Origin of the sequence: Marinobacter sp. (assembly GCF_052094685.1) — a bacterium.
Classification (GTDB): Bacteria; Pseudomonadota; Gammaproteobacteria; order Pseudomonadales; family Oleiphilaceae; genus Marinobacter.
The window spans coordinates 1-12,284 of the sequence record NZ_JBQDKB010000037.1 but is presented as its reverse complement, the minus strand read 5'-3'; the positions used below and the strand labels follow the sequence as shown (position 1 = coordinate 12,284).

9 protein-coding genes are annotated in these 12,284 nt (G+C 51.9%); 8 read left to right on the top strand and 1 reads right to left on the bottom strand.

Translation table 11 applies throughout. The annotated features are described in order from the left end of the window. Nucleotides 1-19 precede the first annotated feature (19 nt). Nucleotides 20-601 carry a DNA endonuclease SmrA gene (gene smrA, locus ACTH3S_RS09320; RefSeq protein ID WP_441808734.1) on the bottom strand — a complete coding sequence of 194 codons (582 nt, stop codon included), beginning with the start codon at nucleotides 599-601 and terminating at the stop codon, nucleotides 20-22. Nucleotides 602-802: 201 nt separating this feature from the next. Between smrA and ACTH3S_RS09315 the strand changes: the two genes are divergently transcribed. From ACTH3S_RS09315 to ACTH3S_RS09280, 8 genes are all read left to right on the top strand, one after another. Further along, the gene (locus ACTH3S_RS09315) at nucleotides 803-2,716 is read left to right on the top strand and encodes a putative nucleotidyltransferase substrate binding domain-containing protein (protein WP_441808733.1); all 1,914 of its coding nucleotides are present in this window, start codon (nucleotides 803-805) and stop codon (nucleotides 2,714-2,716) included. A 17-nt stretch (nucleotides 2,717-2,733) separates the two neighbouring features. Continuing rightward, entirely contained in the window at nucleotides 2,734-3,441 is a 708-nt protein-coding gene (locus ACTH3S_RS09310; protein ID WP_441808732.1) for a 3'-5' exonuclease, read from the top strand. Nucleotides 3,442-3,652: 211 nt separating this feature from the next. Further along, nucleotides 3,653-3,916, top strand: a complete 264-nt coding sequence (locus ACTH3S_RS09305; protein WP_441808731.1) for a DUF4212 domain-containing protein — start codon at nucleotides 3,653-3,655, stop codon at nucleotides 3,914-3,916. Nucleotides 3,917-3,919: 3 nt separating this feature from the next. After that, nucleotides 3,920-5,701 carry a sodium:solute symporter family protein gene (locus ACTH3S_RS09300; protein WP_441808730.1) on the top strand — a complete coding sequence of 594 codons (1,782 nt, stop codon included), beginning with the start codon at nucleotides 3,920-3,922 and terminating at the stop codon, nucleotides 5,699-5,701. Nucleotides 5,702-5,799: 98 nt separating this feature from the next. After that, nucleotides 5,800-6,306, top strand: a complete 507-nt coding sequence (locus tag ACTH3S_RS09295) for a hypothetical protein (RefSeq protein WP_441808729.1) — start codon at nucleotides 5,800-5,802, stop codon at nucleotides 6,304-6,306. A 53-nt stretch (nucleotides 6,307-6,359) separates the two neighbouring features. Then, on the top strand, nucleotides 6,360-9,881 hold the full coding sequence (locus ACTH3S_RS09290; protein WP_441808728.1) for a PAS domain-containing hybrid sensor histidine kinase/response regulator: 3,522 nt from the start codon (nucleotides 6,360-6,362) through the stop codon (nucleotides 9,879-9,881). After that, the gene (locus ACTH3S_RS09285) at nucleotides 9,878-11,527 is read left to right on the top strand and encodes a tetratricopeptide repeat protein (RefSeq protein ID WP_441808727.1); all 1,650 of its coding nucleotides are present in this window, start codon (nucleotides 9,878-9,880) and stop codon (nucleotides 11,525-11,527) included. The genes ACTH3S_RS09290 and ACTH3S_RS09285 overlap by 4 nt, the downstream gene beginning before the upstream one ends. Beyond that, a complete protein-coding gene (locus ACTH3S_RS09280) occupies nucleotides 11,524-12,204 on the top strand; it encodes a sensor histidine kinase (RefSeq protein ID WP_441808726.1) in 681 nt (226 codons plus the stop codon). Before ACTH3S_RS09285 ends, ACTH3S_RS09280 begins: the two co-directional genes overlap by 4 nt. Nucleotides 12,205-12,284 lie beyond the last annotated feature (80 nt).

Below are 12,284 nucleotides of genomic sequence, written 5' to 3'. Positions count from 1 at the left end.
TCACACAGAAAATACAGCCTTAAAGTGAGCCATACAGCTCGCGATTGTGTTGCTTGTCCCGGTCACTCTTTCGCACCATGACATAAACTGCTCCAGTGCCACCATGGCGCTTCTCGGCTGAGTGGAACGCCAGCACATTCGGGAGTTCGGGCAGCCACTTGGCAAGGTAGCTTTTTAGCTGAGCTATGCCATCCGGGTTACGCTCTCCCTTGCCGTGAAGGATTATGACCGATCGCAACCCATAACGGGCGCAATCAGCGATAAATTGGAAAACTTCCCGTCGCGCCAGCTCTACGGTCATGCGATGCAAGTCGAGCCTTGCTTCAATGGCGTATTGCCCATGCTTGAGCTTGCGAAAGACTCCATGCTGAATACCGGGCCGTTGCCAGCAGAGGATATCGTGGGCGGTTAGTGGATCAACCATCTCGGAGGTCAATGGGTTAGAATCTTTGAACGATTTTTCCACAGCTGCACGCTGACGCTCCAGATGGCCGGGCGTCAGTTCTCGGGGCGTGGTTATCTCAGCGCGATTGGGCTTTCGGATACGCCGAACATCCTTCATTTCCTCAAGAAAACTGAGGCGATCGTTTTTGCTAGTCATGGCCGTGCTTTCAATAATCCGGTGAATGAGAGAACCTTACCACCGGGCGCGCTCCCTATAAAGAAAGCAGGGAGATTGCCCAAAGTTACGACCAAAAGCGGCGTAACTGAACGGAGTTGCGACCAAAATCGTAGAGTGGACACTCGCTCCGGTGATCTACACTGTTCTACAGACAGCAATAACGAAGAAGCGGAACCGGCTATGGCAGCAAATCAGGACAACACACGCCCGCAAAATACCCGCGCTATTATGGGCTTCCTGCAGGCGCACGCCCCCTTCTCTAGCATGGACGAAGACCATCTTGCCCACTTTGCTGAGCACGCCACGCTACGATTCTATGCCGACGGAGATGTAGTTCTGTCGCCAGACGACGGTATCGTTAGAAAGTTTTACGTCGTTAAACAGGGACGGATCAGAGGTGAGCGTCTTAACGAGAAAGCTGAAAAAACTGAAACCACATTTGAGATCAGCCTTGGCGAGTGCTTTCCTCTGGCCGCCATTATAGGTGAACGACCCACCCGGACACTGCACCGAGCCGCCGGCGACACGTTTTGCTTGAGCATCGAGCAAGACGCCTTCATTACCTTATTTTCCGAAAGCGAGTCATTCCGTGATTTCTGCCTGCGCGGTGTCAGTAGCCTGCTTGATCAGGTAAATCAGCGCATTCAGTCCGGTGCCATGGCGTCCATGGGGTCCAGCATATCACTGAGCACGCCTCTCGAACGCTACGCGCTTCGCAACCCGATTGTGTGCTCACCGGATCTGTCAGTGCGTAAAGCGGTCGCCCGCATGCATGAAAATGGCGTAGGCAGCATTATCATCACCGACGACAGCCGACACCCAACTGGCATATTCACCCTTCGTGATCTGCGCACAATGATTGCCGAGAATGCGGGCAGTCTTGATACTCCTGTGCGTCAGTTCATGACGAAAGATCCCTGCTACCTGCCGGCACAGGCTGATGCGTTCGACGCGGCCATGCTGATGGCAGAACATCACTTCGCCCATATTTGCGTGGTGGATGAAGAGAAAAAACTGATTGGCATGGTGTCGGAAAGAGATCTCTTCTCCCTGCAGCGGGTCGACTTGGTTAATCTTGCCCGCACCATCGGCACTGCAACGCATCTACGGACTCTGGTTAGCCTGCGCTCCGACGTATCCCGGCTAGTGGATGCCATGCTGGCTCACGGCGCTGACTCGGGTCAGGTCGTGAAAATTATTACCACGCTTAACGACGTTACCGTGCGGCGAGTTCTGGAACTGAACATTAAGAGAAATGACCCAGGCATTCCCTTCACGTGGCTCACCTTTGGCAGCGAAGGCCGGCAGGAACAAACTCTACTGACCGATCAAGATAACGGCATTCTGTTCCAGACCCCGGAACATCTGACCGAAGATCAGGTTCGTGAGAAGCTGCTGCCTTTCGCCCGGACAGTCAACGACGAACTCGCCGAGTGTGGCTTTACTCTGTGTAAAGGCAACATCATGGCCAGCAATCCCAAGCTCTGCCTGAGCGTTCGCGAATGGGATGATTGGTTTATCCGATTTATTGACGCATCCACCCCTCAAAACCTTGTCTATTCATCCATCTTTCTGGATATGAGATCCGTGTTCGGCCCAACCGACTCCTTGCACGAACTGCTAGAAAGAGTACTCACAAGAATCCGCAAAAACGATCTGTTCCAGAAAATGCTGGCCGGCAACGCATTTCAGCGAAAGCCACCGCTAACCATGTTCCGCAACTTCCGTTATGTTTCTGACGGTAAAAAACACAGCCTGGACTTGAAGCGCCAAGGCTTAGCACCTTTCGTGGAATCTGTACGTGTATTCGCGCTCGCCAACGGCGTTGAATCTGCAAACACACTTGAACGAATGAATGAGCTAGTTCAAAAAGGCGTTTTTGATGCCAAAGATGCCAACGCCTGGAAAGACGCTTACAGCCTTATTCAAGCGATTCGCATGAGGTCCCATCAGGAAATGCTCAACAAGGGCCAAGAACTCACCAACTACATCGACCCAGACGATCTGAACCCATTGGACAAACGCATTCTCCGTGAATCATTCCGGCAGGCGCAGCGCCTGCAGCAAAAGCTCGAAATCACTTACCAACTCTAAACCCAGGCCGTCGCCCCATGTTGGAACAAATCAGACAGTGGATTGAGCGCCGTCGCGCCGGCCCTACCAGCAACATGCCGCCCGAGAATTTACCTAACCCCAAAAGCCCGGGGGATCAGTTGCTCTCAAACTGCCGCCTTATTGTGCTGGATCTCGAAACGACTGGCCTGCATCCAAATAAGGATGAGGTCATTGCCGTTGGTGCAGTAGCCATCACCGGCGGCGTGATCGATCTGAGCGATCAATTCGATCTGGTGTTGAGACGTCCTGAGCTTGATATAACAGAGACGGTGCTGATTCACGGAATCGGGACAGAAGCCCTCACCCAGGGCCATGAAACCGAAGATGCGCTACTTTTTCTTCTGGAATGGATGAATGGCGACCCAGTGCTTGCATACCACTCGGCATTCGATCAGAGGTTTCTAGAAAAAACTCTTAAAGCTGAGCTTGAGTACACCAAGAATCATACCTGGATGGACGTCGCAGAACTGCTACCTGCGTTTTTCCCGAACGCACATACCGGCGGCAAAGGACTGGATCACTGGGCTGACTTTTTTGGCCTTGAAGTCAGTGCAAGACACCACGCAGCTTCCGATGCTCTGGCGACCGCCGAGCTGACACTGATTGCACTGAACAAAGCCCACAAGAGTGGCCTAAAAACACTTAAGGAACTACACGATAAACTACGCTACCACCGCCGACTGAAAAAAATACACCGCATGTAACCTAACTACCTGAAACCCCTAAAAAACAGGCACCCGTCACAGCAAAAAACCTAGAATTAGACTTTTTGCCAATATCTATAAATCGCTTGGCCGGTAAAGTCAAAGAGGAGAACAAGTAGGGGAAATACCAATATGAATAATAAACTCTCTGGCTCGCTCAGCTCACCAAAAAACCACTGCATATCAAAAACAACAAGACAGGAGTAATCCTATGTCAGGTCATAGCTACGATGCTGAACAATACTGGAAGGCGAATCTTCGCCTTATATTTGGGAGCTTGATCATATGGGCTCTGTGTTCTTATGGCTTCGCAATCCTTCTACGCCCCATGCTCGCCGGAATTGCTGTCGGCGGCACGGATCTGGGCTTCTGGTTCGCTCAACAAGGCTCGATTCTCACGTTCATTGCACTGATTTTCCACTACGCGTGGCGCATGAACAGACTCGATAAAAAATTCGGCGTGGACGAGGAGTAAGGGATGAGTCAATTTGCGATTAACATTATGTTTGTAGGTGGATCCTTCCTCCTCTACATCATGATTGCTGTTTGGGCCAAGGCTGGCAGCACGAAAGACTTCTACGTCGCCGGCGGCGGCGTTCACCCCATTACCAACGGTATGGCGATTGGTGCAGACTGGATGTCCGCAGCGTCATTCATTTCCATGGCAGGCATTATTGCAGCGAGTGGCTATGCAAGCTCTGCCTACTTGATGGGCTGGACGGGCGGTTACGTCCTGCTAGCCATGCTTTTGGCCCCCTACCTGCGCAAGTTTGGCAAGTTTACGGTTCCAGAGTTTATCGGTGACCGTTTCTATAGTAAGAATGCGCGCCTGGTTGCGGTTATTTGCCTGATTGTCGCGTCTGTAACCTATGTTATCGGTCAGATGGCCGGTGCTGGCGTGGCGTTCTCCCGATTCCTGGAAGTCGATTCCACGACAGGTTTGATTATTGCGGCTGTCGTTATCTTTATCTACTCGGTACTTGGCGGCATGAAGGGCATCACTTATACGCAAGTTGCTCAATACTGCGTACTGATCCTTGCCTACACCATTCCAGCCGTCTTTATCTCGCTGCAACTAACGGGCAACCCTATACCTGCGCTGGGGCTGTTCTCCACGCATATCGATTCTGGAATGCCGATTCTCGACAAGCTAAACCAGGTAATCACTGATGTAGGTTTCACTGAGTATTCCGCAGACGTCGACAGTCACCTGAACATGGTGCTGTTCACGCTGACCCTAATGATCGGGACTGCCGGCCTGCCTCACGTTATCATCCGCTTCTTCACCGTCCCGAAAGTTGCTGACGCTCGCTGGTCTGCTGGCTGGGCTCTGGTGTTCATTGCGCTGCTATATCTCACGGCTCCGGCTGTTGCGTCCATGGCTCGCCTGAACCTGATGACTACTATCTATCCAGATGGCACAGCTGCTGAACCGATTCAGTATGATGAGCGCCCAACCTGGATCAAAGAGTGGGAAGTTACTGGCCTGATAAAGTTCACCGACAAAAACGAAGATGGCCGCATTCAGCTGTATAACGATGATTCGTCTGAAGCAGGCACGGCTTTCCAAACACAGGCAGACGCCCGCGGCTGGAAAGGCAACGAGCTGGACGTAAATCGCGACATTCTGGTGCTCGCGAACCCCGAAATTGCCAACCTGCCTGGCTGGGTTATTGGCCTAATCGCAGCCGGTGGTTTAGCAGCAGCGCTATCGACGGCGGCCGGCCTGCTTTTGGCCATATCCTCGGCAATCAGTCATGACTTGATCAAAGGCTCGATTAATCCGGCCATATCAGAAAAAGGAGAGTTGCTGGCAGCTCGGATATCAATGGCCGTCGCAATCGTGGTAGCCACTTGGCTGGGTGCTAATCCTCCAGGATTCGCTGCTCAGGTTGTTGCCTTGGCATTCGGCATTGCGGCTGCGTCACTGTTCCCGACACTAATGATGGGCATTTTCTCCAAGCGCATCAACAATAAGGGCGCTGTTGCAGGTATGCTGTGCGGTCTGGTATTCACCTTATCGTACATCTTCGTGTACAAGGGATGGTTCTTCATTCCAGGTACAGCCAACCTTGCAGACACCGCTGAGAACTGGGTGTTTGGTATCTCTCCGTTGTCGATTGGTGCAATTGGTGCCCTCGTCAACTTTGCGGTAGCCTTCGCTGTATCCAATGCAACTGAAGAGCCGCCCATTGAGATTCAGGAGCTGGTTGAAAGCGTTCGCTACCCACGTGGCGCCGGACAAGCGCAAGACCACTAAGCAACAGCTTAGCCTGATACACTCAATGAGTTGACAGGTTGTTACCGGACGGGCTTCCTCTACGAGGGAGCCCGTTCTTTTTTAAGGAAACAGTTATTATGTTTTGGACTTTAGTCGCCACTGTATTCTGTGGGTTGGGCGCCGCTGGCATAGCTCTCGGAATTCGGGCAGCCACCCGCAATAAAGCACCAAAATGGCTTATCCCGGTATTTGCAGGCGTAGGTATGCTGGGCTACCTGATTTACGGAGAGTACTCATGGTACGACCATAAACAGTCCCGCTTACCTACAGAGGCTGTAGTTGTAAGTACAGAGCGCGATGGGATTTTCTGGCGCCCTTGGACTATGGCCTTCCCTTATGTCACCGCCTTTTCCACGGTGGACACCCAGAGCATCGCGCGCGACACTAGCAACCCAAACATCATCCGCTTCACGCTCTACCGCTTTGAGCAGAAGATCACAGACACAGTTTCTCACCGGATCCACATTATTAATTGCGCAACTCGGGAGTTAGTTCCTATCGGCTCTGACGGAGCGCCGCGGGTAGATAATCTCAAAACCCTGAACCGCAGCGACGTGCTTTATTCCACTGTGTGTGCCGGCTGAAACACGAGTTCACAAGGCAGGTAACCCGCCTAACCTGACGGAAATGTATAGATATGATTAGTGTCTGGCTGCTGGTTTTAATTTCCATCACCTACATCTCAATCCTGTTTATCATCGCTTGGGCGGGAGATAAACATCCCGGACTGTATCGTAGACGCTTTGCGCGGACGCATGTTTATTCACTGTCATTGGCGGTCTATTTCACCTCCTGGACCTTCTACGGTGCCGTGGGAAGAGCCACCCAGGAGGGACTCGGATTTCTCCCCATCTATTTAGGGCCCCTGCTTGTTTTCGTTTTCGGTGCACCTTTGCTGCGTCGAATTATCTATATAAGTAAGCGCAGCAACAGCACCTCCATTGCGGACTTTATAGCCTCACGGTACGGCAAATCCCAGCTACTAGCCGCCATGATCGCTACGTTTGCTCTAATTGGCAGCGTGCCCTATATCGCACTACAGCTGAAAGCCATCGCCATGGGCTTCAGCGTGCTGTCCGACACAGGTAAAGGTACAGGGGAGCTGAGTACTGCTGCCTGGAACGATGCAGCTTGGTACATCACCTTAGCGCTAACCGCGTTCACCGTACTTTTTGGCACCCGGCATTTAGAATCTACCGAGCACCATCGCGGTATGATTCAAGCGGTAGCGTTTGAATCATTGATCAAACTCGTTGCATTTGTTGCCGTTGGCCTGTTTGTTGGGTACGGGCTATACAACGGCTTTGGCGATCTACTGGTAAATGTGAAGCAGGCAGACTTGGGCGGTATTCTTACAACAGATGCCATCGAAGCTCCGGCTTTCATCACCCAAACCCTCGTGGCGATGCTGGCTATCATCTGCTTGCCACGACAGTTTCACGTGATGGTGGTAGAGAATGCAGACCACCGCGACTTCGAAGTCGCCCGCTGGGCTATGCCGGTTTATCTCATTGTGGCCAGCGCGTTCGTGCTGCCTATTGCGGCGGCTGGCCTTTTGGCACCGGAATCCCTAGCCGGTAACCCTGACATTCTCATCCTTCAGCTACCTATTATGGCCGGAAAAGAATGGCTGGCCATTCTTGCGTTCCTTGGTGGCGGCTCCGCAGCTGCCGCCATGGTTATCGTTTGCTCTGTTGCTATTGCCACTATGGTGAGCAATGAAATCATCATGCCGGCTTTGCTCAAGTTCTTTCGACCACGGATGAACCGTCAAGCCGATCTAAGCTCTCTGCTACTCGGCATTCGAAGAGTCGCCATTTTTGTGGTTTTGCTGACTGCCTATGGTTTTTATCGAATGGCAGGAGAAGATTACAGCCTGACTTCATTCGGGCTTCTGTCTTTCGCTGCCGCGGCACAATTTGGCCCCGCGTTGGTAGGTGGCATCCTCTGGCGTCGCGGCAACGCCACAGGCGCAGCATGGGGCCTGGCTCTCGGCTTTTTCCTGTGGTGTTACACCCTGCTTCTACCAGCGCTGGCTTCAACTGGCTGGTTTAGCGACACACTGATCAACGAAGGTATCTGGGGCCTCCGTTGGACAAAGCCAACCGCATTATTCGGGCTGGAACTCGACCAAACCAGCCACGGTATTATCTGGAGCCTGGGCGTCAATACGCTGACCTACGCTCTGCTTTCTCTAGTAACACGCCAGCGAGTGCGTGAGAAAATCCAGATTGCCTCGTTCTTTCAGGATCCCCATCCGAAAGCAGATACGGTTCAGCATCAAAGTTGGCAGGGGGAAATACTAACATCGGACTTACAAGCTCTGACTGACAGGTTCATGGGCGAAGAACGCTCCGAAGTCATCTTTCGAAACTACGAGCGTCGCAACGCCATAAGACTGCATCTACACCGCCCGGCTTCCTCTCATCTGATGAAGTACATAGAGCGCCAGCTAGCGTCGGTGATTGGCGCGTCTACCGCTCGTGTGGTTCTGGAGTCAACCCTAACGGGCCGAGACATGCAGATCGAAGACGTGGTCAGCATTGTAGATGAAGCATCACAGGCCATGACGTTCAGCCGAGAACTTCTTCAGTCGGCTATCGAAAACATTAGCCTTGGCGTATCCGTGGTCAACCAGCAACAACAGCTGGTGGTCTGGAATCACAGGTACCTGGAGTTGTTCACTTACCCTAAGGGGTTTGTGAGAGTCGGGCGCCCTGCAGAAGATCTAATGCGCTACAACCTTACCAATGCCAACCTGCCGGCCCGGCGAATTGATGAAATCATTGCCAACCACTATGGCAATATGCGCAGCGGCCAGCTTATTTCTTATGAGCGCCAGAGACCAGACGGAACGATCGTTAGAGTAGATGGCAGCCCCATCCCGGGTGGCGGCTACGTAACCACATTTCAGGACATTACAGCGATGCGCCGCACGGAGCAGGCGCTTAAAGAAACGAATACCTATCTCGAACAGCGGGTTAAAGAACGCACCCAAGAACTGCAAGTGATCAACGAGCAAATGCTGAAAGCTAAATCTGTTGCTGAGCAGGCAAACCAGAGCAAAACCCGCTTTCTAGCCTCCGCCAGTCACGATCTTTTGCAGCCGCTGAATGCTGCGCGTCTGTTTACATCAGCTCTCGCAGGCAAGGCCATTAACACCGAGGCAAAAGATCTTGTGGATCATATCGACAGCTCGCTCGGTGCGGCAGAAGAAATCATCAGCACCCTTCTCGACATTTCTAAACTCGACGCGGGCGCACTGGAACCGGATCTTGGTGTGTTCCCAGTTAACGAGATTATGCGACACCTAGCCACTGACTTTACGGCTATCGCGGAAGACCAGGGTCTCAAGCTTCATGTAGTACCTAGTAGCGCATGGATTCATTCAGATTCGAAACTCCTACGCCGAGTTGTGCAGAATTTTCTGTCTAACGCGATTCGCTACACCCCAGAGGGTAAAATCCTGCTGGGCTGCCGCCGCCTCAAAGGGTATCTGCGCATAGAAGTGTGGGATACCGGCCCTGGCATACCGGACGACCAGCTAACCTTTATCTTTGAAGAGTTCCGGCGTTTTCAGCACGGCCGGGACAAGAAAGGCCTTGGGCTAGGTCTAGCGATTGTCGACCGAATCAGTGGCATGCTAAACCATCCTGTAAACGTTCAGTCGATTCAAGGTAAAGGTAGCGTTTTTGGCATCACGGTTCCCCTTGCTCAGCCCGACCAGGCGTACCAGATTACTGACACATCAGCCTCAAGCTCTCGGCGCGTTTCCAGTCTTGGCGGCCTTAACGTACTTTGCATCGACAACGATCCCGCTATCCTGCAGGGGATGGTCGCCCTTCTTGGAAACTGGAAATGTGATGTCACGGCTGCAGAAAGCCTGGAAGACGCCTTAGAGCAACTACAGGGTAGACAGCCAGACATTATACTTGCAGATTATCAACTTGATGATGACAAAAACGGGCTGGATGCAATGGACGCAATACGCAGCACAGTCGGATGCGACGACATACCGGGCATATTGATAACTGGGTATATGGCTCCTGAAGTTCGCGACGATGCGATTGAGCGAGGGTATCAGATGCTCTATAAGCCGGTTAAACCCGCGGCATTGAGAGCTATAGTAAACAAACTTCTGAAACAAAAGCGCCCATGATCGCCCGTGGGGCAATAGCCGTTTCCGACACAGGCGCCTTCGGGAAGCTCTCCTATCTTGTGATAGACGACTTTGAAAGCTTCCGACTCTCAATGCGCCATATGCTTCGAAGTTGCGGTGCCGACAATATTGAGCTGGCTGCCAGCGCCAGGCCCGCCGTGCAGTACTGTACCTACAACCATGTTGACGTAGTGCTCTGCGATTACAATTTGGGTGAAGGTAAAAATGGCCAACATATTTTAGAAGAGCTCCGCCACAAAAAGCTTCTCAAACGATCATCACTTTTCTTAATGGTGACCTCTGAAACATCCAGAGAGATGGTTATGGGAGCCCGTGAAAACCAGCCCGATGCCTATCTGACCAAACCGATTAATCGCGCCATGCTGGAGAAGCGACTGGGTAGCCTGATTTGCCAGCGAAGCGCCTTGCTTCCGATCAACAGGGAGATCGACCGGGAAAACTATCCGGAAGCCATCTCACTCTGTGTCACCGCGCTTGCACGAGTGCCACGCTATAAAACCTGGCTTATGAAAACCCTTGGGGAACTCTATTTCCTGCTAGGAGATCTTTCCCACGCCATTAAGGTGTATGAGGAAATTCTTTCCCAGCGCGAGCTGTCTTGGGCCAGGCTCGGACGTAACAAGGTACTACTGGCCAACCATCGTTACGACGAGGCAGTAGAGAGCCTAAGGCATTTACTAGCCAACCACCCGGATTACATGGAAGCCTATGACCTTCTCGCAGAGGGCCTTGAACTCCAGAATCGGCCGGGGCAGGCTCAAAAGATACTAGAGCGGGCCACACGCTATTCGCCGAATGCTGTGCTCCGTCAAAAACACTTAGCTGAATTGGCAGAATCAAACCAAGACATGGAAACTGCCGCAGAGGCGTGGCGAAAAACCGTCCACCTAGGAGCTCATTCCATTCATGACAGCGCAAGCCACTACCTATCCCTAAGCCAAACCCTGTGCGACCTGAGTGAAGGCAATACAAGCAAAGAAGGCGAGATGCGAGCCAAGGAAGCGTTCTCCGCTCTTAGTACTCTGGAAAAGCGATTCCCAAACAACGACATTCTTAAACTCCGCAGCCAGATTATCCAATGCCGAATTCACGCAGGCCAGGAACACTTACAAGAAGCCGAAGCAATTCTGGAGAGCGTCCGACCGAAGCTAAAGAACAACCGCTCGTTGGGACTTGAGACAGGCCTAGACTACGCGAAAACCCTCTATCGCCTTGGTCATGGAAGTGAAGCTAAAAGGTTGCTTGGGGAGTTATCAGAGCAGTTTGGCGAAAACCCTGAGGCCATTAAGAGAATCGAAAGTCTGCTGGACGAGCCCGTTAGCTTCCACACAAAAATTAACGCCCGCCGTCTCAACCGGGAAGGAATAGCAGCCTTTGAATCAGGCAATTTGAAAGAAGCCGGAAATACCTTCAGCAGAGCCCTTGAGATGATACCAAACCACCCTGCCCTGAACCTCAACCAAGTTCAGGTACTGCTAAAAGAGCATGGGACCGCTGCCGGAAACCCCGACCTAACAGAACGCTGTCGGCATCACCTAGACCGGCTGGCTGATCTCCCTGAACAGCATGGACAATATCGGCGCTACCTTGCCCTGCAACGTAAACTGAAGGCACTGGACCAATGAAAAACCGCAATATCGATTTCTCCATGGTTCTGGCTTTGACCGTACATGACATGAAGAACTCACTAGGGATGCTGCTCAACTCCTTGGATGAGCTGAGGATGGAAAACGAAAACACATTCGACGACTCATCCAAGTTCAACACTCTCCAGTACGAAGCAGAACGGATACATAACGATCTGGTACAGCTCCTAGGAATTTACCGTCTGGGCGAAAACAATCTTTCAGCACACGTTGAAGAGCATTTTGTTCCCGACTTCCTGTCTGAGCACCTTGCCAGGCACACGCCTCTTCTCAAAGGGCTAGATATTGAATGTTCTATTGTGGCCGAAGACATCAACGGTTTTTTTGACGCCGATCTGCTGACCGGTGTACTCAATAACACCATCAATAACGCTATCCGCTATACCAAAACCAGAATCAGGCTAACAGCCAATGAACAGGACGGATATCTTGTTATCGGAGTTGAAGATGATGGAGAGGGATACCCAGAACACATGCAACATAGCGGAACGTTGAGCTTTAAATCCCTAGATTTCAATACCGGCAGCACAAGCCTTGGCCTGCTCTTTGTTTCTGCGGTAGCAGACCTTCACTGCGAGGGAGAACGCACTGGCCACATCAAGCTTCACAATGGCGGACCTCTTGGTGGGGGTGTGTTTGAACTCTGGCTGCCATAACAAAGGCGTAGCGATAATAAATTCGAGACAAAAAAAAGCCCCGACAGCTATGCTGTTGGGGCTTTTTAAATTAAGAGTCT

What these genes read in the sequence shown, in the direction of transcription:
- smrA (WP_441808734.1), bottom strand. Translation starts at nt 601, where the DNA reads ATGACTAGCAAAAACGATCGCCTCAGTTTTCTTGAGGAAATGAAGGAT.
- ACTH3S_RS09315 (WP_441808733.1), top strand. Translation starts at nt 803, where the DNA reads ATGGCAGCAAATCAGGACAACACACGCCCGCAAAATACCCGCGCTATT.
- ACTH3S_RS09310 (WP_441808732.1), top strand. Translation starts at nt 2,734, where the DNA reads ATGTTGGAACAAATCAGACAGTGGATTGAGCGCCGTCGCGCCGGCCCT.
- ACTH3S_RS09305 (WP_441808731.1), top strand. Translation starts at nt 3,653, where the DNA reads ATGTCAGGTCATAGCTACGATGCTGAACAATACTGGAAGGCGAATCTT.
- ACTH3S_RS09300 (WP_441808730.1), top strand. Translation starts at nt 3,920, where the DNA reads ATGAGTCAATTTGCGATTAACATTATGTTTGTAGGTGGATCCTTCCTC.
- ACTH3S_RS09295 (WP_441808729.1), top strand. Translation starts at nt 5,800, where the DNA reads ATGTTTTGGACTTTAGTCGCCACTGTATTCTGTGGGTTGGGCGCCGCT.
- ACTH3S_RS09290 (WP_441808728.1), top strand. Translation starts at nt 6,360, where the DNA reads ATGATTAGTGTCTGGCTGCTGGTTTTAATTTCCATCACCTACATCTCA.
- ACTH3S_RS09285 (WP_441808727.1), top strand. Translation starts at nt 9,878, where the DNA reads ATGATCGCCCGTGGGGCAATAGCCGTTTCCGACACAGGCGCCTTCGGG.
- ACTH3S_RS09280 (WP_441808726.1), top strand. Translation starts at nt 11,524, where the DNA reads ATGAAAAACCGCAATATCGATTTCTCCATGGTTCTGGCTTTGACCGTA.